Source organism: Parapedobacter sp. (assembly GCF_053550995.1).
Map to the genome: position 1 here is coordinate 1 of NZ_JBMQOC010000102.1, position 26,295 is coordinate 26,295.

Genomic DNA, 26,295 nt, shown 5'->3' on the forward strand with positions numbered 1-26,295 from the left:
ACTCCTTGCAACCCGCTGCAGCAACCAAGAAGGCTAACAACAAAAAAAAACAGCTTTTCATACCCTCTTTAGTTTATTTTGATAATTCATCATGTTATTTCAAGCCCCTCAAGCGTCATCTTATTACATTGTGACAACCATTTTAAATGATACTTGAGGGACGCGAAGTTAATCAATTCGTTTCGTCAAAACGCACTTTCATATACACACTCGACTGTGCAGTCAACTGCGTATTGCCAATCGGCGGTTCACCTGTAGGTCATTTTGCGTTTCAAAGCAATCTTTAGGTATTTCAATCGTATGGATTGAAACGAACGAAGTTAGCCACAAAACCGTATAAATGCAAAAAAGCAACCCCAACCCAACCGTTTCCAGATGTTATTTGATTTCACACGTTTAGATTCATTATAAATTAATACCTTTGGGGATTGATATCAAACAGCGCATCATGTCTCAACATAAATGTATTAATCATCTGCAAAACGGAGAAACCGCCACGATAGTGGGGTACAGCCCAGCCGAGATACCGATCAAGATATACGAAATGGGCCTTTTACCGGGCGTAATCCTCACCAAGAAACAACAGCTTCCATTCAATGGTCCAGTATACCTCAGCATCCAAGATAATCCCAATGCAATCGCGCTACGGAAATCTGAAGCAGATCTTATTTTAATCGAATCGTTAGTATAGCCCATGTCGGAAATCAAGATTGCACTGGTGGGCAACCCCAATGTTGGAAAATCTACGGTTTTTAATCGGTTGACCGGGTTACGCCAGAAAATCGGCAACTATCCGGGCATCACGGTAGAGAAGAAAACAGGCAGTTTCACTCACCAGCAAAACCGATACCATGTCATTGACCTGCCGGGCGCCTATGGAATCCACCCTTCGTCGCTAGATGAAGAAATTGTTTACGACGTATTGATCGACAAAGCGAATCCCAACCACCCGGAATTGGTGGTGGTAATCGGGGATCCATTCAACTTAAAGCGGTCGGCTTTCCTGTATCAACAGATCCGCGAGATGGGACTGCCGGCTATCTTTGTAATCAATATGATCGACGAGGCGGAGCGATCGGGAACCTCTATCGACGTTGCTAAACTGGAAAAAGCGCTGGCAACAAAGGTGGTGCTTACCGATGCGCGTTCGGGCAAGGGTATCGACGAATTGAAGGCTGCGCTGGCTTTTAAACCTAATGGGTATGTACCCTCTTTTGTCGTTCCTGAGGAGTTTACGGCCGCCACCCAATATGTGAAGGAACACGCGGGACCAGCTAACGAATATATGGCTTGGCTGTATCTATCGCAGAAACAGAACAAGCACCTGGATGATAAACAGGCCAAAGAAGTAGCAAAGGCCCAGCAAGACCACGGTCTCAATTATCATCGTTTGCAGATTCAGGAGGCTTTGGCGAGACATGCTTCGTTGGAGAAACAATTGGCAGGCGTCGTCAAAGACCCTGCAAAGAAAAAGCAATATGTAACCGAGCGTGCAGACCGTGTGCTTACCCACCCCGTTGGGGGATATGTCATTTTCTTTGCCCTGCTATTGTTGATTTTCCAAGCCATTTACACGTGGTCCGGGCCCTTTATGGATGCCATTGACAACGCGTTTGCTTGGCTGGCGTCCAATACAGCAGCATGGCTGCCGGCGGGCCCGATCAATGGGCTCATCACAGATGGCATTATTGTGGGTATTGGCGGGATTGTCATTTTCATCCCTCAGATTGCCATTCTTTTTGTTTTCATCTCATTGATGGAAGAATCGGGTTATATGAGCCGTGTGGTGTATCTCATGGACCGCTGGTTGCGTCCCTTCGGACTCAGCGGTAAAAGTGCGGTCCCACTGATGTCGGGCGCGGCCTGCGCCATTCCTGCCGTGATGTCCGCACGGACCATCGAAAATGACAAAGAGCGGTTGATTACGATATTGGTGACCCCCTTTATGACCTGCTCTGCCCGTTTACCGATTTACATCGTCATCATCGGACTCGTTATTCCGCAGCAAAAAATCCTTGGCCTCGACCTGCAGGGGCTGGTATTATTCGGTATGTACGCATTGGGTATCGTGGCTGCACTGGGAAGTGCGTGGGTACTCAAACAGCTGATGAAATCGAAATATAAAAGCTACTTGATTCTGGAGATGCCTACCTACAAATACCCCGTGGTGCGTAATGTGCTCTTGAATGTATGGGATAAAACCAAAGGCTTTGTATGGGGTGCTGGGAAAATTATCCTTGCCATCAGCATTATCCTATGGGTTTTGGGGTCCTTTGGTGTCAGTGAGCGGTTCACGAATACCGAAGAAATTGTGCGGTCCGAAAACCCGGGCATCAGTGGAACCGACTTGGAAAACGAGATTCAATCGCAAAAACTCGAATATTCCTTCCTCGGCACATTGGGGCGGACCATCGAGCCGGCCATTGCGCCATTGGGTTACGATTGGAAAATGGGTATCGGACTCATCGCCTCGTTTGCAGCACGCGAAGTATTCGTGAGTACCATGGCCACCGTGTACAGTTTGGGCGGTACCGATGATGAGTTGACCATACGTGAGCGCATGGCAAGCGAGATCAATCCCCACACCGGCAGGCTGGCCTACAATTTTGCTTCGGGTATATCACTGCTCTTATTCTATGCATTTGCCATGCAGTGCATGAGCACCATTGCCATCGTACGTAAAGAAACGAACTCATGGAAATGGACGATTATCCAATTGGCATTTATGACGGGATTTGCTTACCTTGCCGCGCTAGTGGCATACCAACTATTGAAATGATATGGATACCATCACCATTCAGTATATCGTTATCAGCATCCTATTTGTGACGGCTGTGATTTTTTTGATCCGGCGTACCCGGAAATCGCTCAAAGGAAAACAGGCCTGCTCGAAGGGTTGCGGTTGTGATTTCACTGAACCATCCAGAAAAGCAACGTATTAACTTAACTGCGTAATAGACAACCAATGACATACCAAGCAAAGGAAGCGCTCTTCAACGAAATAGAAGGGGTATTGAACGAACAAGGCTTTCAAGTGGTACAACAAGACCAAGCCCGGCCATGGGGTGGCTTCTTCGTTATCGAAGAAGCTCAAGCCCAACAATTTGCCAACACTTATTTTAACGGTCTCGATGTGCAGGAACTGAAAATTTCGGGAAAACTGAGCCCAAAGATTCTCGTCGTTGCACCGGGCAAGCGCCTCTCTTGGCAATACCACCACCGCCGAGCGGAAATTTGGCAAGTGGTACGGGGTGTTGTGGGTGTAGTAACGAGCGATACCGATGAGGAACATGAATTGAAGCTACTCAACCCGGGCGACGTGATACGCCTTAACCAAGGTGAACGCCATCGGCTTGTAGGTTTAGACGAGTGGGGGGTGTTGGCCGAAATCTGGCAACATACGGATAGCAATAATCCATCCGACGAGGAAGACATCGTACGGGTGCAGGACGACTTTGGAAGGTAGTAGCTAGCTATGCTTTATAATCGGTAATCGATATCGTATGGTCACAGAAGCCATATTCTCGTTCTTGATTGGAACAGACTAACAATAGCCGTTCTTCAGCACAAGTTTGCGCGATCAATCGCAGATACCATGCCACACCGTCGTCGTCCAAGTTGGATGTTGGTTCATCCAGCAGTACCATCGGTACATCGGCACAGCACGCCAAGCCCAATTTCACGCGTTGCTTCATACCTGATGAAAAATAGCGGAGTTGCCTGTCTTTCGCGTGAGCGAGCCCAAGGTAATCGATAAGCGACTGCGCATCGAAACCACTTAAAAACGTCTTGTGTGTAAAATGAAACCGGATTTGTTCGACCAGTGTGAATTCCTCTATCAGTTCAAGGTAAGGCGCAGCGATGGATAGGTATTGGTAAATCTTATCGACGTCAATAACTTCTCCCCCATGTTGGTAGGCAATCTGGCCGGCAGACGGTGTCAAACCTGCAGATAGGACCTGTAGGAAAGTGGACTTGCCCGATCCATTGGGCCCCAATACGGCATAACTTGCCCCTGCGGTAAAGTGATAATCCACATGCTGAAAGACCCAATCCCGGTTAAACCGTCTGCCAATGTCTTCCAGAATGATTTCCATGGCTTACAACACGCCCTTACTTTGACCAAACCCTTTCATTACCCCGCGGTTGGAGTTCCTGATCGAATCGAGTATTTCGTCGCGTATCTCTGTTGGCTTGTATTCCGCTTCGATGATGTCCAATGCTTTGGTCAAATTATTGTTTTTGACAAACAACACGCGGTAAATATCTTGAATCTCGTTAATCTGGCTGGAAGAGAAACCCCGTCGCCTTAACCCTACCGAATTGATGCCTACATAGGCAAGCGGCTCGCGCGCCGCCTTTACGAAGGGTGGCACATCTTTGCGGACCAACGATCCTCCGGCGATGAAAGCATGCGAGCCCACGTGGCAAAACTGATGCACAGCTACCATGCCCGCCAATACCACGAAATCACCCACGGTAATATGTCCAGCCAACGTACTATTATTCGAGAAAATACAATTATCGCCCACGATGCAGTCGTGCGCAATATGGCTATATGCTTGGATCAAGCAATTTTTCCCAATGACCGTCTTCCATTTATCCTTCGTACCCCGGTTCACGGTGACGCACTCACGGATAGTGGTGTTGTCGCCGATTTCGGCGGTCGTTTCCTCCCCGTCGAACTTCAGGTCTTGGGGGATGCCAGAAATTACGGCTCCTGGAAAAATCCGGCAATTTTTACCAATACGTGCGCCATCCATGATAGTCACGTTTGAGCCAATCCACGTACCGTCTTCAATGACTACATCCTTATGGATGGTCACAAAAGGTTCGATGACCACATTACCCGCAATCTTGGCCTGCGGATGAATGTATGCTAGCGGCTGTATCATGATGTTTGGCCCTCTTTAACTTTTACAATCTGTGCCATCAACTCCGCCTCGACCACCACTTTCTCGCCCACCATTCCCACACCCTTCATTTGGGCTATACCTCTACGGATGGGTTCCAACAGATCACATCGAAAAATAATGGTATCGCCCGGATTTACTTGTGCTTTAAACCGTGCATTCTCAATTTTCAGGAATAATGTCAAGTAATTCTCGGGGTCGGGCACCGTGCTCAACACCAACACCCCTCCGGTTTGCGCCATGGCTTCTATCTGCAACACGCCTGGAAAAACAGGCGCTCCGGGGAAATGCCCCATGAACAGGTCCTCATTCATGGTGACGTTTTTCAGCCCCACCACATGTGTTTTTGTGAGCTCCAATATTTTATCAATCATCAGGAACGGCTGCCGGTGCGGCAGGATATCCATGATCTGGACGGTGTCGTAAAGTGGCGGCATATTCGGGTCATAGACCTTAGCGTACTTACGGCTCTTTTCCTTCTTGATCTGTGCTTTTATTTTTTTAGCAAATGCCACATTGGCGGCATGCCCCGGACGTGCGGCCATGATATGGCCTTTAATCGGACGGCCTACCAATGCGAGGTCGCCAATCATGTCCAACAGCTTGTGGCGTGCCGGTTCGTTCTGATGGCGGAGTTCGATATTATCCAATATCCCTTCCTTGGCCACATCGATATCGTCGCGATTGAAGAGCTTGGCTAAATGGCGCAATTCATTCTTGCTCACCTCCCTGTCTACCACTACAATAGCATTATTCAAGTCTCCCCCCTTTATCAGGTTGTTCTGCAGCAGCATCTCCAACTCGTGCAGGAAGCAGAAGGTACGTGACGAGGCAATATCTTTGGAAAATTCGTCGATATTACTGATCGAGGCGTGCTGGCTACCTAGAACCGGCGAATTGAAATCGATCATGCAAGTGAACCGGTATCCGTCGAGCGGCATGGCTACCATCTCCACTTTCCGATCAGGCTCGGTATGGTGTATATTGTGTGGTATTTCGTAATAGTCGCGGTCCGCGCCCTGGTCCACGTAACCTGTTTCTTCTATCGCTTTCACAAACGGTGCCGAACTCCCATCCATGATGGGCACTTCGGGGCCATCGATATCGATGAGTACATTATCGATCTGAAGGCCTACCAATGCTGCCATGAGGTGCTCAATGGTGCTTACCCGGGCTCCGTTTTGCGATATCGTCGTTCCGCGCGATGTATCGGACACGTTTTCAGCATCTACCAGAACCATTGGTTGATTTTCGAGGTCAATCCGCCTAAATTTATACCAATGATGTTCCGGAGCAGGTTTTAAGGTCATGGTTACAGGCTTGCCGGTATGAAGCCCTACCCCTGAAATGACGATTTCTGATTTGATTGTTCGTTGTTTTACGTTCATCTCTGTCAATTGGCTTGTCCGCAAATGAGCGGCACAAAGCTTGCTTTATTTCGATATTTCTTTTGTTAATAGCAATTGTTCCAATTCCTCAAGTCTGCGCTCCAGTTCCGGCAGGCGCGAATAGACTACCTGCGAGCGCATTTGTGCATTGTAAGGGGTTGCCGGTGAACCCGACCATCTTTTACCTTCTTCTGCAATGGTGCGGTTAACCCCCGATTGCGCCTGGATCTGACTCCCATTGGCAATGCTGATATGGCCTACCACCCCAACTTGCCCACCGATCACGGCGTTCCGGCCAATCTTGGTGCTCCCCGAGATGCCCGATTGGGCCGCAATAACGGTATGTTTGCCAATCTCAACATTATGGGCAATCTGAATCAAATTATCCAACTTCACGCCCTGCCGTATAATGGTCGAACCCATCGTGGCCCGATCGATCACCGAATTTGCTCCGATTTCAACATCGTCCTCAATAATGACGTTGCCGATTTGGCTGATCTTATTGTATGTACCGTCTTCTTGTGGGGCAAATCCAAACCCATCACTGCCCACAACCGTACCCGAATGGATGATCACACGTTCACCAATCACGCAATCGAAATAAACCGAAACACCCGGGAAGAGCGTCGTATCGTCTCCGATTTTCACATTATCGCCTATATAGACGTGGGGATATATCTTACACCGGTTACCGATTACGGCCCCTTGGTCGATATAGGCGAATGCGCCCACATACACTTCTTCACCGATTTTGACGCTTTCATCAATAAACGCGCGCTCCTCGATACCCGTTTTATCCAGACGCATCTTATTGTACAGCTCCAGCAATGTGGAAAAAGCAAGATAAGCATTTTTTACCCGCACGATCGTACCCGACACCGGCCGTTCCAATTTCAGGTCGTCATTGACGATAATAACCGATGCCTTGGTTGTATAAAGATATTGCTCGTACTTCGGGTTAGACAAAAAAGAAAGGGAGCCGCTTGATGCCTCCTCAATCTTCGCCAGTTGCTCCACCATCACATCCGGGTTCCCTTCGAGGGAGCCATTTAAGAGTGTTGCTATTTGATGTGCGGAAAATTGCATCTGCAAATGTATAAGTTTAAACGGTAATAATTCAAATTTTTACTGACTATCAATGCATTGATAATGGGGTGTGCACCAACTCTTTCGGAAAGGAGACGGCGAACTTCTGTACTTTGCGTGAAAGGGTCTCCAAATTAGATAAGTCGGACGCTTCCGCAATATCTTGTATGCTGCCATCTTTCATTAAAATCTTTATGGTTCCGTTGTTAGGTTCATACGCACTGTTTTCTATCGCCTGCACCCATACATAATAATCCACATCAGCTACATCTATTTCAAAATAATTTACCGCTTCCGCTTTCAACTGTGCCAGTTGTTCTTTCGCGGGAAGTACCGCATGCAGTTCGGTATGGTACAACGACCGGGCAATGAGCTGCGCGCACAATCGCTGTAAAATACGGTCACTGTGATGTGCCCAAGTTTTTACGGCAGACCATATATCGGTATCATCGAGCCTCGAAAAATGCACTAAATGCTGGGCATCTCCCGTAAAGTTCTGCCGAGTTACCTTATTGCGCAAAAAATGTTCCAACGATGGCGAGGCAAAAAGCGAATGGCCGGCACCATATAATTCCTTGGCGCGCTGTAAGATTTTAAGCAACATCTGTTCGGCGCTCAACACGGTTTTATGCAGGTATACTTGCCAATACATCAGCCGTCGGGCAATGAGGAATTTCTCTACCGAATAAATACCCTTCTGTTCCACGACCAGCTCGTTATCGACAACATGAAGCATCTTTATGATGCGATCGAAGCTAATCACCCCTTCGGAGACCCCCGTAAAAAAACTGTCGCGGCTCAAGTAATCCATCCGGTCGATGTCGAGCTGACCGGACACCAATTGGAACAGAAACTTCTTCGGGTAGCGATTATTGAAAATCTCGATAGCCAAATCAAGGCGCCCCCCCGCCGCTTCATTCAGTTCGTTCATCATGAGCGCGGAAAGCAATTCGTGCGATACGCCCTCGACCAGTGTATGCTCAAGCGAATGTGAAAACGGTCCGTGACCGATATCGTGCAGTAAGATGGCCGCCAGTGCAGCTTCTTCTTCATCATCCGAAATCGCCACGCCTTTTCCGCGCAAGGTTTCCAACGCGAGCCCCATCAAATGCATAGCGCCCAATGCATGTTGAAACCGTGTATGGAGTGCACCAGGATATACGAGATGCGTCATACTTACCTGTTTGATGTACCGCAAACGCTGAAAATAGGGATGCTGGATCAGGTCGAAAATGAAACCAGAGGGGATGGATATAAACCCATATACCGGATCGTTTATTATCTTCTTTTTATTCAATCGTTACCTTCATTGCGGAAGGGCCTACCACCAGCCGCTTATACACGTGGCAAAGATACATTACCTCGCTGTTAATTTATGTTAAAATTGTCGATAGGGGCAAACTTTTCATTAAGTTCGCGCTTATTTATGTGTTCGTACTACACGAGCCGATACATACATTTGACGAACCAACATGCAAGAAACAAATATACTTTGGGCAGACGATGAGATTGACCTGTTGAAGCCCCATATCATGCTTCTGAACGATAAGGGATATGGTGTGAAAACGGTTACCAACGGCAATGATGCCGTGGATGCCTTTAAAAAGGGATTTTATGATTTGGTATTTTTAGACGAAAACATGCCCGGGCTCACGGGCCTCGAAACCCTTTCGGAGTTAAAAAACATCAACCCAGCAGTGCCCATGGTACTGGTCACCAAAAACGAGGAAGAGCACCTCATGGAGGATGCCATCGGCTCCAAGATAGATGACTACCTGATCAAACCGGTCAATCCCAAGCAGATCCTGCTTACCATCAAGAAGCTGACGGAAAACAAACGGTTGATCAGCGAGAAAACCTCGATGGCCTATCAACAGGACTTCAGGAACCTCGGCATGATCCTCAACGACAACCTGGACTATGAGCAATGGACCGATGTCTATAAAAAATTGATATATTGGGAACTATCCCTCGAAAAACTGGAAGACGCGGGCATGCATGAGGTGCTTACATTACAAAAGGCCGAAGCCAACATGCAGTTTTTCAAGTTTATTGAAAAAAAATACCTCCAATGGGTAAAAGAACCCGAGAAGGGGCCGGTGATGTCACATCAACTTTTCCGGAAGAAAGTATTCCCGACCTTACAGGAAAACCGACCGACCTTTTTCTTCCTGATCGACAACCTGCGGTACGACCAGTGGCGCATCATCAATGAAGTCATCACCAACTATTTCCGGCTTGAAGAAGAAGATAGTTACTATAGCATCCTCCCTACCGCCACGCAATATGCCCGTAATGCCATCTTTAGCGGATTGATGCCCCTAGACATGGAGCGCCAGCATCCGGGACTGTGGCAGAATGACGAAGATGAAGGAGGCAAAAACCTCCATGAAGACAAATTTCTAGCTGATCAGATCAAACGGACCTATCGTAAGGAATGCAAGCATTCGTACACGAAGGTACTGACCCTCGAACAGGGTCGCGATGTAACGGAAAATCTCAGCAACCTCATGGGCAATGATCTCAATGTGCTGGTCTACAACTTCGTTGACATGCTGTCTCACGCCCGTACCGATATGGCGATGATCCGCGAGCTGGCTAATGACGAAGCGGCTTACCGGTCGCTTACCCTTTCCTGGTTCGAACATTCGCCCCTGCTCGACACGTTGAAATGGCTCGCTCAGAAACCGGTCCGTCTGATCATCACAACCGATCATGGTACCATCCGTGTGAAGCATGCGAGCAAAGTGATCGGTGACCGCAACACGAACACCAATTTAAGGTACAAACAGGGCAAGAACCTGAACTTTATCGCGAAGGATGTGTTCCATGTAAAGAACCCGCACGACGCCATGCTGCCGAAGCTGCACGTTAGCTCCAGTTTCATCTTTGCCCGGGAAGACACTTACTTTGTATACCCCAATAATTACAACCATTTTGTCAATTATTTCAACGAGACGTTCCAGCATGGTGGTATATCGCTGGAAGAAATGATCATTCCGTTCGCAACATACACATCGAAATAGCAAAAAACGTATTTTTGCCCCCATGGTTATTGATGTACCAACCCTAGAGGGATTGCCCGACGCCGCGGGTCGGCTGTTGGCCGCCGTAGGCAACCAGCGTGTGTTGTTATTCTACGGTGCCATGGGTGCCGGCAAAACCACGCTCATCAACGCCCTCTGCCAACAATTGGGTGTCACAGACCCGACATCCAGCCCCACATTTGCCATCGTCAATGAATATGACAGTGCCGCGGGCACACTCTATCACTTCGACTTTTACCGCATCAAGTCGGAGCAGGAGGCCTTTGACCTGGGTTATGAAGACTATTTCTACTCGGGTTCGTACTGCCTCGTTGAGTGGCCCGAAAAAATCACCCCTTTGATTCCCGATAATGCCGTGCATATCCATATCACGGCGGCCGCGGATGGTAGCAGACGTATCACCATCGGGTAAGTTCCTTTTTTCTTGTTCTAGGTTAATGTGGTGGAACAATGACCCCCGTATCTTTGTAGTCAAAGAAAGGAGCATCATCATGGACAACAACATCTTAGGCATCCACCACATCACTGCTATTGCAAGCGATGCCAAGCGCAACTACGACTTTTATACCCGTGTACTTGGCCTGCGTATGGTCAAGAAAACGGTCAATTTCGACGATCCGCAGACCTACCATTTCTATTTCGGCGACGAAGTAGGTACACCGGGCACCATCCTTACGTTTTTCCCTTGGGGAAACCGCCTGAAACCAGGCCGTCGCGGCACCCGGCAGGTCACCGAAATCGGATATACCGTACCCGCTGGAAGCTTGGATTTTTGGAAAAACAGGTTAGAAACAAACGGTGTTATCTATAACCATCCGGCCGAAAAATTCGGCGAGCAGTATCTTACCTTCCTTGACCCAGATGGCCTTAAGTTCGAGCTCACGGTACCCGAGACGGCTGATGCACGTACCCCATGGACAACCAGTGAGGTGGAAACCGACCAAGCTATCCGCGGATTCCACCACGTTACCATCACTACGTCTAAGATAGATGCCACCGCCAATGTACTCACCGCGGTCTTCGGATACCGCCTGTTGAAACAGGAGGTAAACCGTTATCGTTTCATCACCGATGCGGCAGACCATGCTGCTTTGGTCGATTTGGTGGAAGCGCCGGGTGAGGCCGAAGGGTTGGTCGGCGGTGGCTCAGTGCACCACGTCGCCTTCCGGGTTAAGGATGAAGCCACCCTCATGCACTTCCGGGAAAAAGTGGTTGCCCAAGGGTTGCACATCACGGAGAAAATAGACCGGAATTACTTCTATTCGCTCTATTTCCGCGAGCCGGGAGGCGTGCTGTTCGAAATCGCTACCGACAACCCCGGCTTTGCCACCGACGAAACCGTAGCCGAGTTGGGGAGCGGCCTGATGTTACCCGCCCAATACGAAGGGTACCGCGAACAATTGGAGAAGGTTTTACCTCGATTGGATTAACAACATGTATATACACGAAAAACAACTCATACAAGCCGGCAAATCGGCTGCACACGCCAGTAAGGCCGTGGTGCTGCTCCATGGACGGGGCAGCTCCGCCCCTGGCATACTTTCACTGGCCCGCCACCTCCAGCTCGACGAGGCACTGCTACTGGCACCCCAAGCCACCAATAACTCGTGGTATCCATATAGTTTCCTTGCTCCTGTAGCAGATAATCAACCAGCTCTGGACTCGGCATTGGCTTTAGTCGATGACGCGGTGGCGGAAGCAACGCGCGCTGGGATCCCAACACATGCCGTCTATCTGGTAGGTTTCTCACAGGGTGCATGCCTGGCCCTTGAATACGTAGCACGCCATGCACAGCCGTATGGAGGTGTGGTTGCCTTCACGGGCGGCCTGATTGGAGAATCGTTGAACTTCGGCAATTACACAGGTGATTTTGAAGGTACACCCATATTGATTACATCGGGCGACAATGACCCGCACGTACCCCTGCACCGGATTGAAGAAAGCGCGACGGTTTTGCGCGATCTCGGGGCAGCCGTAATCACGGAAATCTATCCCGGCAAACCGCACAGCATCAGCCCTGATGAAACGCTACTGGCCAACGAAACGATATTTGGCGGTAACGACCGAGGTTAACCCGACATCAATCGGCAAGTATAAACCGGTTGCCTTGCACATCGCGCGAATTGGTGCCAACGGACACGACAAACTCACCAGGTTCGGCCATGTACTCCAGCTGGGCATTGTAAAACTTCAGGTCGTCTACCGTTAGGTTGAAAACCACGCGTTTCGACTGGTTGGGCTCCAACCAGATTTTCTGGAAGCCCTTCAATTCCTTCACGGGCCGCGTTACCGAGCCCACCACATCGCGGATGTAAAGCTGCACGACTTCTTCGCCGCCAACATCGCCGGTGTTGCGCACGTCGACCGTAACTTCGAGCGTATCGGTTGGCTGCAGGATACCGCTGCTTAGCGACACGTCTCCATAGGTGAATGCCGTATAGCTCAAACCATAACCGAAGGGGTATAATGGCTCGTTAGACACATCAAGATAGTTTGAGCGAAACTTCTCAAACCACTGCCCCTCAGCCAGCGGCCGCCCGGTGTTTTTGTGGCTGTAGTACAGCGGTACCTGCCCCACATGCTGGGGGAATGTGGCGGGTAGCTTGCCCGATGGGTTTACGTCGCCGAACAGCACGTCAGCCACGGCCTTGCCCGTTTCCGTACCGCCAAACCATACGTTAAGGATGGCCGGCACATGGGCATCTTCCCAAGTTAGCGTGAGTGGCCGCCCTGTAAAGAGCACCAACACCACCGGCTTGCCCGTTTTCAACAGCTCGGCCAACAAACGCCGTTGTACGGCCGGTAGACCAATATCGGTGCGACTGGAAGATTCGCCAGACATCTCCGAGCTTTCGCCTAAGGCGGCGATGATGACATCGGCCTCTTGAGCGACGGCCATTGCCTCGGTAAGGATATCTGCCTCTGGCCGCTCATCCCGCGGGATGGTACGGCCGAACATCGTCGCCCGCTCTTGGTAACTGGCGTCTTCCAACAGGTTCGATCCATGGTGGTGGATGATGTTGACTTGGTCGCCCAGCACTTCCCGCATGCCCGCCAACAGTGAGGGTGAATGCGCCAAGTCGGCGCTCACGCTCCACGTGCCCGGCATGTTGCTGCCCGTATTGGCCAAAGGGCCTATCAGTGCTACGGTTCCCGTTTTTTTCAACGGAAGCAGATGTTGGTCATTTTTAAGCAGCACAAACGACTTCCCTGCCGCTTCACGCGCTTTAGCTAAGTGGGTGGGATGGAGAATCGCCTCCGCGGCACGTTCAGGGTTGCAATAGCGAAAGGGATCGTCAAAAAGCCCCAATTTATACTTTGCCTCGAGGATGCGCCGGCAAGCGCGGTCAATGTCCGCTTCCTTCACCCTGCCTTCGTCCAGCGATTTCTTCAGCGTCGTGAGAAACCCCTCTCCTACCATATCCATATCGACTCCCGCTTGGAGCGACCGTGCAGAAACTTCTTGCAAATCGCCCAAGCCATGGGCTACCAACTCGTTGACGGCCGTATAATCGGTTACCACGAACCCATCGAATCCCCATTGGTCGCGAAGGACGTCCGTCATCAGCCATTTGTTGGCCGTGGCGGGTACGCCATTGATGTCGTTGAACGATGTCATCACGCTTCCCACTCCGGCATCGATGGCCGCCTTATAGGGTGGCAGGTACTCGTTGTACATGCGGTGCAAGCTCATATCGGTGGTGTTGTAGTCGCGCCCTGCCTCGGCTGCGCCATACAGCGCGAAATGCTTCACACAGGCCATGAGTGTGTTAACCGCGGCGAGGTCATCACCTTGGTAGCCGTGAACCATTGCTTCGGCGATGCGTGAGGTCAGGTACGTATCCTCACCCGATCCCTCGGAGATGCGGCCCCATCGCGCATCCCTTGAAATATCGACCATCGGTGAGAAGGTCCAATTGAGTCCATCGGCCGATGCTTCGACCGCGGCAATCCGTGCGGTCTCTTCGATCAGGTCAATATCCCACGTAGCGGCAAGCGCCAACGGGATGGAGAAGATGGTCTTATAGCCGTGGATGACGTCCAACCCAAAAATAAGTGGAATCTTGAGGCGCGATTGGTTGACTGCCAACTCCTGTGCGGCGCGGATACGTTGGGGTGTCGTCATGCTGAAGATGCCCCCGATTTTCCCCGCCTTTATTTTGGCTTCTACATCGGTGCTAACCACCGATCCGGTGGTCACTTCACCTGCGGTGACCAGATTCAGCTGACCAATCTTTTCCTCGATGGTCATCTGCTCCATCAGCCCCCCAATGAAACGGTCCATATCGGCCGTTGTCTGTGCCTGTGCCGCCAGCATCGGTAAACTTACCAAGCAGATTATCCTTAATAAGAGAAAATATGTCCGCTTCTTCATCTTTTCCATGTTCATCGTTTACTGAATCCCTTTCGCCGCCCTACACTTGGTATCCCATGCCCGCGTCGTATGAATCAGTACGTTCCGCGATACAGGTGATCAATACGTTTCTGGTAAATTTTCTTGAGCGGGATCTGCAAACCATCCGTAGCTTCCAGTCGTTTTCATTTTGTTCACTTAGACACGGACAATGCGGGGCTTTCAAAGCCCAATTTCCGTAACCCCGCCTGAATCTCGGGGGCTCCCGTAAAAAGATTCCACAACAGCCCGGTACGATGATTTTCTATCATCACCGGAATAGGCCCCTGATCGATAGCGAGGTAGCGTTGCGGGTACCAGTTTTCCGTTTCGCTGTACGCATCGTAAAAACCATACTTGCCCCAAACTTTATCGCCGAGCTCCTCGTAAAGGTAATGTATCATTTCCATGCTATGTTCCGGCGTATATGGAAACGATGATAATGCTGCCGTCGGTGAGATCACACCACGGTCATTATCGGGATTATGCGCTGCGTAGCCCTTCACCGAGTAGCTCGCGGTAAATCCCCATCCACCGGCCGGAGGGCCGTATCCCTTGTAGCCCTTTGGGTTTTCGACAGCATAGTCGTATTGGATAAGCGCGTGGTTACGGTTCAGTTCCCAATAATCCGCATATTGATCTTTCAGGCCGCGCGGGTCGAGGCCCAGGTATGAATAATGCGACCAAAACAACGGTCCCACACCGTTGCTATCCGGCACATTATGCTTGAGGATGATCGGATGGCCATATCGCTTGGCATCCGTGGTAATGGCACCCCCACGTGCCCAGCCTTCGTGATACACCTCGGCAGGTACGCCGTGTGTGGGCGATGAAGCAGCCAGCACATACGTGATCAGGCATTCATCATAGCCCCGTATGGGGTGATTGGCCGCCCAACCAGCCGTTGGGCTCCAATGCCAATACAGTACATTCTGCCCGCCTTGGCGGTACCAATCCCATTCAATGGCTTTCCAGAGGGTATCGGCGTGTGCAGCCAATTGCTTTTCCTGTTCATTACCCTGCTGGAAATATTCCCTCACACAAATCAATGCCTGCGCCATAAAAGCGGTTTCCACGAGGTCACCGCCATTATCGTCCTTACTGAACGGCTTGGCATTGCCCGTAGGGCCATCCAGCCAATGTGGCCATGCCCCATGGAAGCGGTCTGCCTTTTCCAGATAATCGAGTATTTTCTCAAAACGGTCCACACCGGCTTGCCGCGCAATGAATCCGCGTTCCAGCCCTACGATAAGGGCCATCAGCCCGAAACCGCTACCACCAATGGTAACGACCTCCTTGTCGTTCTGCGGATATTCCCCATCGATGTGGATGCGCTCACGCGCGAGCCCCGAAACCGGTTCCGCCCCATCCCAGAAGTACTGAAAAGTCTGCTGCTGCACGAGGGTGAGCAGGGAATCGTCGTTGAGCTTAGCTTCTTTATTTCTTTGCTGCTGTCCCCCCGCTTTGGGCAAATGTTGGCATGCACTTAGCATCAATAAGCACAAGCTTAGCATCATTACTATCGATGTTTCCTTCATGAATACCTTCTATTCTACTACCGGTGTAATCTTCATTGCAGTGATGTAATAAAATCCAGTACCGTTGGTGTTATTAGGCCCGGCAGCAATAGTAAGCCGAATCTCCCCGCTTTCATCGGGCTGTATCCCGTTGGTACATGCCACATCGTCTTTGTTATTTGACGTATTCAGCAAAGCTGTTTTTTCATTGGCACCTTTGGCCGTATAAGCCGTTTCCCTGTTGTCGCCTACACCTCCACGCGACCCGAAGTAACACAGGTCATATGTTTTGTCTATATCCAAACCTGTGATCTTAATTACACTCTGCTCGATTAGCAGACCGCCAAACTCCGCCTTCGAATTTCCGTAAAATGAACTCTTCGCAACAGATTCAGGCATATCGAACGCTGTTGCATCCGTCTCACCATTAGCATTCACACCATTAAAGCGTTCTTCGATAGTCAGCGTCACGCCCGTATAATCGCCATTCATATCTTTCAGGTTCAAGATGGAAGAGCCGGCCATATGACTGCTGAATCCGTCCCATCCTTCCGCTCCTTCTGAGTGAGCAAAATTGATCAACGCCGGGTTTACAAACTCAAATGCACCACCCCAATCCTTGTAATCTACCATATCGGTAATTTCGTTCGGACTAGCAGCCGCCATATGCGCAGCCTGCTGGGCTATCTCAGCCTCATAATCAGACAGTGCCTCAGGTTTGAAGGGGTTTCCTACTACACTTTCTCCAAAAACAACTTCAAACCATGTACATGCTGCCGTATAGCGGCCAATGTTCATATCCAGATGGTACCCATCCCGGGTAAAATTGTCTCCAATGATGCTGGTGCGCCCATTTTGGATCGCCGTACCAGCCGGTACTACCAAATCAATCGCCACCAATTCCTTCGCCCGGCTCACGGCATCGATTATTGCCCGATACATCGCCAGCTGGTCGCTGTCGTAATTCGGGAAACCTGAATGGGTTGAATTCTGGGCATATGCCCACGTCTGGTGCAACATGAACTTTGCGTTCGGATTGGTGGCACGCGGTGCCACGTAGTTGTACACTGTGGGCAGCGATGCCTCCCAGGTTTCGAACTGACCTGAATTGGGGCTCGCCTGCTGAAAACTGATATGCGTCCATTGCTCGTCGGCCAGCGCCTCGGCAATTGATGTATTAGCCACCGTTGTTTTTTCCCCATCCCGGTCTATTTTGCGGTAACTGTAAGCTTTGTTATTTTCGTTTACATTTTCCGCATGCAGTTCGAGCGAAGCGCCGCCGATGTAGAGATTACCGATGATTACAGGGATGTCTTCCGCGGAGGCCAATTCATATAAATAATTTTCGACCGCATCCTCAGAAAAGCTATTGCCAATTGCCAGTATCCGTATCGTTCCATCATCTTCCGGGTCTGGAATGATATTCATCTCAGGGCGTTCCATCTTCTGGCAGGCGCCCATAGCGATGATGCCTATAAGCATCATTGCGGTTGCATATAAAAATCGTTTCATCGTTGTTGGTACTTTATCATACTAAGACCTATTGATTAATTGTAATCCGGGTTTTGGATCAAGACACCGCCCGACCGGTCGATCTCACCCTGTGGAATCGGGAAAAAGCGATTGCGTACTTGGTAGCCTGTATGGCCTGCAGCATGCATGGTTTCCACGTCAATTTCCCAGCGCACCAGATCAAAAAACCGTTCATTCTCCATACCCAGTTCCACCTGCCGTTCGTGGCGAATGGCCTGTCGTAGCTCCTCCTGGTTACGCGTGGTAACCGGTGGTAAAATGCTGTTATTTCCCCCGCGTGCACGGCCCCGCACCTGCTCCAGATAATCCAGTGCCAAGTCGATATTGGCATCACCACCCACTTCATTGGCCGCTTCCGCAGCGAGCAACAGAATATCCGCATACCGAATAATGCGCACATTGAACCAACGACCGAAGTTATTGCCCAACTCCCTGCGGATGGCGGGACTCACATACGCCTTTTTATTCCACTGTGGCCGGGGCAGGTTACTCGGCAATACATTACCAAACCCATCATCTTCCCCCGAAAAAAGCACGGTAGCGTCCTTCCGGGGATCGCCGGCTTCAAAAGCATCAATGAGCCGCTGGTGGGGAATGTTCCAGCCCCAGCCCAGATTCCAGTCGCCTGAACCCCGCACGCCCTGCCGGCTAGCCCACGTCACACCCAAGTCCTGCGTACCGTCAAATAGCGCCTGGATCTCGAAAATAGAGCCACTGTTGTTTTCGCCTTCTTCACGGAAAATCTCGCCATAAGGTGTATTCAAATCATATACTCCCGATCCAATGATGGTCTGGGCCGACGCCAGTGCTTGGGCGTATTGCCGCCGCGCCATATATGTCTTGGTCTGCACGGCCAACGCAGCCCCGCGGGTTGCCCTGCCTGGGTACCCATCCCACTCGTCGGGCAATAAAGCTACCGCCTCCTGGATATCCGAATCTATCAGCTGATAGATCTCTGCAACAGTCGATTTGGGGCGGATGGCTGATGCTTGGTCTGTAATCCGGAAATCAATGATTGGCACCTCGCCGAACGTCCGCACCAGATTGAAATAGGCCCAACCCCGCAGAAACCTGGCTTCGGCCACGTTCACCCATGTGGCTTCCGTCGGGTCAGCGATCGAGTCCAAGGCAGTGATTACATTGTTGGTCAGGTTGATCAGGCTGTAATGTCCAGACCAGTAGCCGTCCGTTAGCCAGTGCGACAGTGGGTAATTAAACTCGTCGTAAATCGGGCCCGCGGCCGCATAATCGCCCGAATTACTACCCAGATGCGCATCGTCCGAGCGGATGTTGTGCACCGCTGCATAGGGTAATCCGCTGGTCGCTTCGCTACGCAAACCCGAATAAGCGGCAAACACCCGGCTCTCCAGCGAACCATCTGGTAAATCCTGTTCGGTAAAGCGGCCTTTCGGTTTGATATCCAACCACTCTGTACCACAGCCCGCTAGCAGCAAGGCACCCATCCACAACACACTTAGTACAATTGCGCTTCTATTTTTTCCTGTTTTCATGATGCTTCTTGGATTAAAAGTTAAGGTTCAGTCCAAAGGTATAAATTGCCGGCACCGGATAAGTACCTCCATCAACACCGAACGAGATGGCACTACCACCGATCTCCGGCGTAAAACCGGTATTGTTCGATAGCGTAAAAACGTTCTGTGCGTTGAAAAACAAACGTAAGTTTTTCAGTTTTATTCTGCTAATGGCTTCCTGCGGGAATGTATAGCCCAGGGTCACATCGCGTAGCCGGAAGAAGCTGCCATCCTCAATGAAATAGGTAGAAAACTGCCGGTTGTTGGCGCGTCCTTCGTCCATAATTGGCTCCCAATTACTTGTACCCACACCGTTCCAGCGCCCCAATCGATCCTGTAAGAAATTGTACGTTGCAAATTGGTTCTGATTCCACGTACGCATAATCTCGTTACCATATACCCCTTGGAACTCCAGATTGAGATCGAAATTTTTATATGAAGTATTCAGCGATACCCCGTAGTAGAAGTCAGGCGTCGGGTTACCAATTATCGTTCGGTCATTCACATCGATTGACGAATCACCATTCACATCCCTGTAGCGGATATCCCCCGGCCGGGGTGCCGTACCACCAAGCCTGTATTCGGGTGTCTGTTCAATTTCCGTGTTGGTTTGGAAAATCCCGTCGTGGACATATCCCCAAAAGTAGCCTATGGGGTACCCCGCTTCCGTACGCGACGGACCGGAAATCACATTATAGCCTTCCGTAGAAAGTTTGATTACCTTGTTTTTGACCGTCGTGATGTTGCCACCAATTGAGAAACGCCAGTCATCCGTAATCTGTTGGTTCCAGCGGGTTGCTAGCTCTAGCCCTTTATTTTCAATCTGGCCGAGGTTACCTAATCCGGGCAAGCTACCGAAAACACCAGGTATGCGTACCAGTACGTCGTGCGTATTCTTATGGTAGTACACCGCTTCGAGGTCAAACCGGTTATCAAAAGCCGTCAGTTCAAACCCAGCTTCCCATGCCTTCACGACTTCCCAATGTAGGTCATCATCCGGAATATACTCTGGGCCGTAAGCAGGAACCAATCGGTCGCCAAACACCGTCGAATTTCCGGCCACCAATAACGGATACATCGGGTATTTGTTGCCCCCAACATCCTGGTTTCCCAAACTACCCCATGAGCCGCGGATTTTCAGTAAATCAATCAGCGATTGATCCTGCATAAAGCCCTCACGCGTCAATACCCAAGCGCCCCCTATGGCAAAGAAATTCTGCCAAGGCTCTCCGGAGCGGGCAAAAGCCGAACTACCGTCGCGTCGGTATGAAGCATTTATCAGATATTTACCGTCGTAATTATACAACGCACGGCCCATGTACGAGAGCGTCCGGTACTCCCAGCCAGACCCACTTCCTGTTTGCGTGCTAACATCCCCTACACCTACATACCAATAATCGGGGTCGTTGGGGATTTCCAGCCCTTCACCCTGCGTTCTTCTTGCCGTTGTACCCTCAAATCCTTGCATGTAGGTCGTATAGCCCAGCATAGCCGTCAGGTTATGCAAGCCAAAACTATTTTTATAATTCAACAGCCAATCGGTCTGATATTTATAGTACTTGTCTTGCGACTGACTTACGGAAGTGAGCTGATTGTCAATCAGCTCGGCCTTGTCTTCCCCATCCATATCGGGGTTATACACCCGCACCAACCCCTGGTATGTGCGGAACTGGTTGAAACCATAATCCGCAGACAGGTTAACCCGAAAGTTGAAGTTTTGCAGAAAATCAACCTCCGCAAACGTATTGAGTACCCCGCGGTAATTGAGGCGGATTTGTGAATCTTTCCGTTCTTCGATTGGTACCAAAGGGTTATTTACCTGTGCTCGCTGAAAATCCGGCATGGAATGATACAATCCGTATTCGGCATTGAATACCGGAGCGATCGGTGCCGCTAAGATAGCTCCGAAAACACCGCGTTCTACGGGCAGCTGTGCCCGATAACCGTTAAACACGATACCGGTGCGGAAATTGTCGGTAATCTTCAATTCATCGCTCAGGTTAAGTGTCAGCTGCTTATGGCGCTCATGCTTGATGACCCCCTCATCGTGCGAATAGCCAATTCCCATGCGGAAGCTATTTCGCTCCGTGGCACCGCTCACGCTCAAGTTGTTGTAATTAAGCATACCGTTGTTAAAAATCTCGTCCTGCCAATCGGTATTGCCCTGCCAGTAAGTGTAATCATATGGAGCATCGCCCTGATTGAACCGTTGTTCTTCATACAATTCCTTAAACCCTGCGGCATCTGTCATATTCATCCGCTTAGCCACGTTTTTAATCCCGATACGTGAGCTGAAATCAAAATTCAACTGGCCTGACTTTGCGCGTTTCGTCGTAATCGCGATCACCCCGTTGGCACCACGCACACCAAAAATTGCCAATGAAGAGGGGTCTTTCAGTACCTCGACGCTTTCAATATCGGCGGGATTTAAAAAGTTGATGTTGTCATTCAGCAAGCCATCTACGACGTACAGCGGTTTCACTCCGTTTATTGAGTTGGTTCCCCGAATACGGATATCCGGTTCTTGCCCAGGCCGGCCTGAGTTAGTCACTTGTAAACCAGCTACCTTACCCTGTAAGTTAGCCACGGGATTGGTACCCGGCCGGTCTACGATATCTTCTCCTTTCACCTGTGTAATCGATCCCGTCAGGTCGCGCTTCTGCGCAGTACCATACCCAATCACGACCACCTCTTCCAGCTCGGTACCTTCGTCTTCCAAGACGACGTTGATGGTTGTTTGGTTGGAAACCGCCACCTCCTGCAACGCATAACCCAACGACCGGAAAACCAAGGTATCGGTCGCACCGGCTTCGATGGTATAGTTTCCCATAGCGTCGGTCTGTGTGGCAGTCTCCGTGCCTTTGACGATTACCGTGACACCGGGTATGCCACCCGAAGTCAATGCATCGGTTACCCGCCCGCTTACCCTGGGTTGCGCCACGGCTAAGGCAGGAACCATGCACAGCAATAAGAAGCATGTAAATAAATTCCTCATGTTGTTTTCAATTAGTTGGTTTATCAATCTTTTAATTCACGCATCTCCCTTTATCTTCGAAGGGTTTAATCGGCCTTTCTTTTCATACAGCTTTTTGCGCTGTATTGTTTTACAAAGTTGTGATGTATAGGTAACTGCTACAAATAAAAGGGTTGCACATCCCTACATCATCACCATAAAAATTTCTCAATACGACGAACACCGACTGATTAACACACTGTAAAAAAACAACATAAGATAAATACCGACTTACTCACAATCAATCATTGTGTGTACAGTATACACTCTTGGTCATGAGAGGTAATGATGTAGTGACGTACATCAAAAGAGATAAAAAAAACCACCTGCGTGATACAGGTGGCTTACCAAAACTGAGCCTCTGATATTACTTTTTTGGCTGTTATTTCCTTTCCAACGCCACATAGTCGGCCATCACCGCCAAGCTCTCCTCCTGAATGAAATCGAGGCCCTCGTCCACGGCAGTGGTAGCGCCGCTGCGCGGCAGGTTTATCTGCAATTGCTGTAATGCTTCCGTCCGCCCCTTCCGCTTCAGGCGGTTTTCTTCACGTTCCTTCTTGAGTTGTTCTTCCATGAGGGTCACGCTGGTTTCTGTTTCCTGCTTCTTCATCGTTTCGATGTCTTCGAGCAGGAAGCCGTATGCAGGTGCATCTTCCATACGTGTTTGATGCTTCGCGGCCAACTGACCGATGATAGATCCCAAATCCGCAACAGGTGCAAAATCGGTAGCCGAGATCTGATCCCACGGCAAAGCTGAGGGCTCCGAACTCTCCCCATATTTGTCGGCAGCATACACAGATGGGAACACAATATCCGGTTCTACGCCTTTATGTTGGGTACTGCTCCCCGTAATTCGGTAGAATTTGGCGAGGGTAATATTAATCTGGCCAAACTGGGGCGCCCCAGCCGGCAGCCCTTCATCCTCATTGGCGTGTGCTTTGAGCGAGAGCTGGTCGATCGGACTGATTACCCGGCTCATGTCTATGGCCGATTGTACCGTCCCTTTGCCATACGATTGCGAACCCAGAATAATCCCACGGCCGTAATCCTGGATGGCTGCAGCAAAGATTTCGGAAGCCGACGCACTGAACCGGTTGATGATAACGCCCAAGGGCCCGTCCCATGCTACCCCGCTTTCCCTATCGCTATTCACCTCAATACGATCTCGCGTGTCACGTACCTGCACCACCGGGCCATTGTCGATAAACAAGCCGGTCAACTCGATGGATTCCTGCAACGATCCGCCTCCATTGAACCGGAGGTCCATCACTACGGCATCTACACTGTCTTGTTTAAGCGAATCGAGCAGCAGCCGTACATCACGGGTGGTACTTTTATAATTCGGATCGTTCCTTCGATAAGCTTCAAAATCGATATAGAATTTCGGTAAGCTGATAATCCCTACCCGATAGGTTTTCCCATCATCTCCCACTACTTCCTTAATCTCGCGTTTGGCAGACTCATCCTCGATGACCACGCGATCACGCGTAAGCGATACGATTTTTGGCTCTGCCGTAAGCTCCTGCCCCGCGGGGATAATTTTCAGCCTTACCACAGTACCTTTCGGACCTTTGATTTTGGTTACGGCATGGTCTAGTTTCCAACCGATGATGTCTTCAAACTCACCGTCCTCGCCCTGCGCTACACCGATGATGCGGTCATCAATCTGCAGGGCTTTCTCACGGTATACCGGTCCGCCTACAATAACATCCGCCACTTTCACCACCTCGTTTTCGATGGTCAACCGAGCGCCGATGCCTTCAAACGTGTTGGCCATTTCCTCGTTAAAACGCTGAGCGAAATACGGATTGAAATAACTGGTATGCGGATCGATGGCATCGGTCAATGCCGCCATGATGACCTGGAAAGCCTCGTTGTTATCCGTTTTCTTGGCCATCGAAATCAGGTTTTTATACCGGTTGGTTAGCGTCTCCTTCTGCTTCGCCGCTGTCGAATCGCTTCCATCGCTGCTGATGCGTAGGTTAAGCAAATCATATTTAACACGCTTACGCCATTGTTCATCCGCTTCGGCTTCCGATGCAAACCAGTTTTCGTTTTCCCGATTATAGACATATACTTCATCTACGGAAAAGTCATGCGGCGCATCCACCTGTTCGATGGCATAATCGAGTCGCCCGAGGTAGCGCTCCAGGTAAACATTGAATATATGGTATGCCGCACTGAGATCTCCGTCGCGGAAATCTTGGGCCAGCGTGCCCCGGTACTGTTCAAATTCGTCGATATCCGATTGCAGGAGATAATTCTTCCCCTGATCTACCGCATTAATGAGGTTATCGAAAATAATCGACGAAATGGAATCGTTGAAAGGGACCTTTTTATAACTCACCGATTCAAATAACCCAACCACATCCTTTGCAATCACTGCATGCTCGGCCGTAGGCTGCAAAGCACCTACTTCCGCATCCAAATTCACCCGAGGTTTGGATCCACAGGCCGCTATGGCCACCACAAACAAGGCAAAAAAAACTTTCTTCAACATATTCTCCATACTGATAATCCTATCCCTATATCCTGATTGCGTTTGTCCACAACCCAACGTCATTCAAGTCGCTAAATGTAATTAAAAATCCAATTATCTTTATCACCTAATTGCCATTCCAACAGATCTCAATTGTCTACAGGCGTTACCCCTTTGAACAACATATTCTTTAGCAAGTCATACTGATTGAGGGCAAGCGCGGCGCCGTCATAGTCGCCTGCTTCATGATAAAGGTTACCCAGCGCATCTTGGATAGCCAACTGCATACCGATCCGGTGATCCTTTTTGGCCAAGTTACTAGCCACCTTGTATTCTTCGATAGCCACTTCGGGGTTGCCGGCGTATTTCTTCGTTTCGGCAAGGTGGAACATGATTTCAGGCAATTGCTCCGCAATCCCTTCGCGGTCGACGATCGTCTTGGCCTGTACCAAAAACCATTGCGCTTCGGGGTATTTATGCTGAAGCGTATAGATGGCTGCTAGTGTACTATAGGCTGAGGCCCGGCCAGCCTCGTCTCGCGCTCGCCTGAAAAGCGGCACGACTTTCCGAATGATGTCGCGTTCTGCCTCGTTCCATCCGCCCTTCTTGGCCTTGATCAGCGCCAATTTCATCAGCGTATTTGCCTGGTCGCGGTTGTCTCGGCTTTTTACGGCCCGCTCATACAGCTCTTGCCGGAGGGCATATGCCTTATCCAATTGCCCCAGGTATTCATAGGTCACGGCAAGGTTGTTAGAAATGGTTTCCCAATCAGCCATATTATTCACCGTCTTCTTCGTCCATATGGCCTTTTCGAAAAACTCAATCGCATAATCTATCGTTCCGATAGCGACATACTCCATGGCCAACCGGTTCTGGATATCGGCCAATGTATTGAGGTTATTGCTGGCTAGGTTATAATCCGCCGCCATCAGCAATTTGCCTTCCACGCTGGCCAATTGCGACTCATGGATCGGCACATACTTCACCGCTACATCACCATTCCCCGTCATTTCTAGCCGGTGGTAGTACGCCATCCGCTTTACGTATTCTTCCACCAATGCCGAGTCTACCTCTTTCTCCGCATATCGATCATCCAACAATTCCGCTTCCGTTTTAGGCGGTGGCAAAAAATAAACTTTCGGGCCGATGCCCGAAAAGGTACTGTCGTATTTGGTAATGATGCCGGAAAAATCCACGCTTTCCTGGGCCGAAGCACCTGTTAAACCACCCCAGAAAAAAAAGCAAAAATATGCTGAGAAGCGCCACAGCGGCTGTTTTATCTTCATATATCGTTCCAATCAGCGCACCAAGATACAAAAATTGTTCCTTATTTTTTCGTCGCATACCATAAAACCACTTACTTTTGCTAAGAATCATGGCAACTAAAATCCCAT

Annotated in this window: 20 protein-coding genes; 8 read left to right on the plus strand and 12 right to left on the minus strand. The window is 49.9% G+C overall.

Translation table 11 applies throughout. From position 1 onward, the window contains the following. Positions 1-448: 448 nt before the first annotated feature. From ACO1NT_RS13375 to ACO1NT_RS13390, 4 genes are read left to right on the plus strand one after another with little or no spacing between them, the layout of a single operon-like run. Complete coding sequence (locus tag ACO1NT_RS13375; protein ID WP_449049152.1) at positions 449-691, plus strand: FeoA family protein; 243 nt, start codon at positions 449-451, stop codon at positions 689-691. A gap of 3 nt (positions 692-694) precedes the next feature. Further along, entirely contained in the window at positions 695-2,779 is a 2,085-nt protein-coding gene (feoB, locus tag ACO1NT_RS13380) for a ferrous iron transport protein B (protein WP_449049153.1), read from the plus strand. A 1-nt stretch (position 2,780) separates the two neighbouring features. Then, on the plus strand, positions 2,781-2,942 hold the full coding sequence (locus tag ACO1NT_RS13385; RefSeq protein WP_449049155.1) for a FeoB-associated Cys-rich membrane protein: 162 nt from the start codon (positions 2,781-2,783) through the stop codon (positions 2,940-2,942). Positions 2,943-2,965: 23 nt separating this feature from the next. Further along, entirely contained in the window at positions 2,966-3,466 is a 501-nt protein-coding gene (locus tag ACO1NT_RS13390) for a phosphoheptose isomerase (RefSeq protein WP_449049156.1), read from the plus strand. Between the two features lie 7 nt (positions 3,467-3,473). Here ACO1NT_RS13390 and ACO1NT_RS13395 read toward each other — a convergent pair whose 3' ends face one another. Genes ACO1NT_RS13395 through ACO1NT_RS13415 form a run of 5 tightly spaced genes read right to left on the minus strand, consistent with a single transcriptional unit; the run spans position 3,474 to position 8,684 of the window. Next, a complete protein-coding gene (locus ACO1NT_RS13395) occupies positions 3,474-4,097 on the minus strand; it encodes an ABC transporter ATP-binding protein (RefSeq protein ID WP_449049157.1) in 624 nt (207 codons plus the stop codon). 3 nt (positions 4,098-4,100) lie between these two features. Further along, positions 4,101-4,895 carry an acyl-ACP--UDP-N-acetylglucosamine O-acyltransferase gene (gene lpxA, locus ACO1NT_RS13400; protein ID WP_449049159.1) on the minus strand — a complete coding sequence of 265 codons (795 nt, stop codon included), beginning with the start codon at positions 4,893-4,895 and terminating at the stop codon, positions 4,101-4,103. Beyond that, positions 4,892-6,301: a bifunctional UDP-3-O-[3-hydroxymyristoyl] N-acetylglucosamine deacetylase/3-hydroxyacyl-ACP dehydratase gene (locus ACO1NT_RS13405; RefSeq protein WP_449049160.1), complete on the minus strand. Its 1,410-nt coding sequence runs from the start codon at positions 6,299-6,301 to the stop codon at positions 4,892-4,894. The genes lpxA and ACO1NT_RS13405 overlap by 4 nt, the downstream gene beginning before the upstream one ends. Positions 6,302-6,346: 45 nt before the next feature. After that, entirely contained in the window at positions 6,347-7,387 is a 1,041-nt protein-coding gene (gene lpxD / locus ACO1NT_RS13410) for a UDP-3-O-(3-hydroxymyristoyl)glucosamine N-acyltransferase (RefSeq protein WP_449049161.1), read from the minus strand. A 49-nt stretch (positions 7,388-7,436) separates the two neighbouring features. Further along, positions 7,437-8,684: an HD domain-containing protein gene (locus ACO1NT_RS13415; protein ID WP_449049163.1), complete on the minus strand. Its 1,248-nt coding sequence runs from the start codon at positions 8,682-8,684 to the stop codon at positions 7,437-7,439. A 175-nt stretch (positions 8,685-8,859) separates the two neighbouring features. Here ACO1NT_RS13415 and porX point away from each other — a divergent pair, with 175 nt between their 5' ends. The 4 genes from porX to ACO1NT_RS13435 all read left to right on the plus strand — a co-directional run bounded on the left by porX (position 8,860) and on the right by ACO1NT_RS13435 (position 12,507). Beyond that, positions 8,860-10,413, plus strand: a complete 1,554-nt coding sequence (porX, locus tag ACO1NT_RS13420) for a T9SS response regulator signal transducer PorX (protein WP_449049164.1) — start codon at positions 8,860-8,862, stop codon at positions 10,411-10,413. A gap of 22 nt (positions 10,414-10,435) precedes the next feature. Continuing rightward, the gene (gene tsaE / locus ACO1NT_RS13425) at positions 10,436-10,846 is read left to right on the plus strand and encodes a tRNA (adenosine(37)-N6)-threonylcarbamoyltransferase complex ATPase subunit type 1 TsaE (protein WP_449049165.1); all 411 of its coding nucleotides are present in this window, start codon (positions 10,436-10,438) and stop codon (positions 10,844-10,846) included. Positions 10,847-10,925: 79 nt separating this feature from the next. Continuing rightward, positions 10,926-11,864 (plus strand): ring-cleaving dioxygenase, encoded by a 939-nt coding sequence (locus ACO1NT_RS13430; RefSeq protein ID WP_449049166.1) that lies wholly within the window; start codon positions 10,926-10,928, stop codon positions 11,862-11,864. A 4-nt stretch (positions 11,865-11,868) separates the two neighbouring features. Then, positions 11,869-12,507, plus strand: coding sequence for an alpha/beta hydrolase (locus ACO1NT_RS13435; RefSeq protein ID WP_449049168.1), 639 nt, complete (start codon positions 11,869-11,871; stop codon positions 12,505-12,507). A 7-nt stretch (positions 12,508-12,514) separates the two neighbouring features. Here the strand turns inward: ACO1NT_RS13435 and bglX are convergent, their stop codons facing one another. The 7 genes from bglX to ACO1NT_RS13470 form a co-directional block, all read right to left on the minus strand. Beyond that, positions 12,515-14,809, minus strand: coding sequence for a beta-glucosidase BglX (gene bglX, locus ACO1NT_RS13440; RefSeq protein WP_449049170.1), 2,295 nt, complete (start codon positions 14,807-14,809; stop codon positions 12,515-12,517). Between the two features lie 173 nt (positions 14,810-14,982). Then, positions 14,983-16,344, minus strand: a complete 1,362-nt coding sequence (locus tag ACO1NT_RS13445; RefSeq protein WP_449049172.1) for a glucoamylase family protein — start codon at positions 16,342-16,344, stop codon at positions 14,983-14,985. Positions 16,345-16,374: 30 nt separating this feature from the next. Further along, positions 16,375-17,856, minus strand: coding sequence for a DUF4886 domain-containing protein (locus ACO1NT_RS13450; protein ID WP_449049173.1), 1,482 nt, complete (start codon positions 17,854-17,856; stop codon positions 16,375-16,377). Positions 17,857-17,891: 35 nt separating this feature from the next. Continuing rightward, on the minus strand, positions 17,892-19,388 hold the full coding sequence (locus tag ACO1NT_RS13455; protein WP_449049174.1) for a RagB/SusD family nutrient uptake outer membrane protein: 1,497 nt from the start codon (positions 19,386-19,388) through the stop codon (positions 17,892-17,894). A 13-nt stretch (positions 19,389-19,401) separates the two neighbouring features. Beyond that, a complete protein-coding gene (locus tag ACO1NT_RS13460) occupies positions 19,402-22,404 on the minus strand; it encodes a SusC/RagA family TonB-linked outer membrane protein (RefSeq protein WP_449049175.1) in 3,003 nt (1,000 codons plus the stop codon). 400 nt (positions 22,405-22,804) lie between these two features. Then, on the minus strand, positions 22,805-24,922 hold the full coding sequence (locus ACO1NT_RS13465; protein WP_449049177.1) for a carboxy terminal-processing peptidase: 2,118 nt from the start codon (positions 24,920-24,922) through the stop codon (positions 22,805-22,807). Between the two features lie 128 nt (positions 24,923-25,050). Next, positions 25,051-26,187 (minus strand): tetratricopeptide repeat protein, encoded by a 1,137-nt coding sequence (locus tag ACO1NT_RS13470; RefSeq protein WP_449049179.1) that lies wholly within the window; start codon positions 26,185-26,187, stop codon positions 25,051-25,053. Positions 26,188-26,295: the final 108 nt, after the last annotated feature.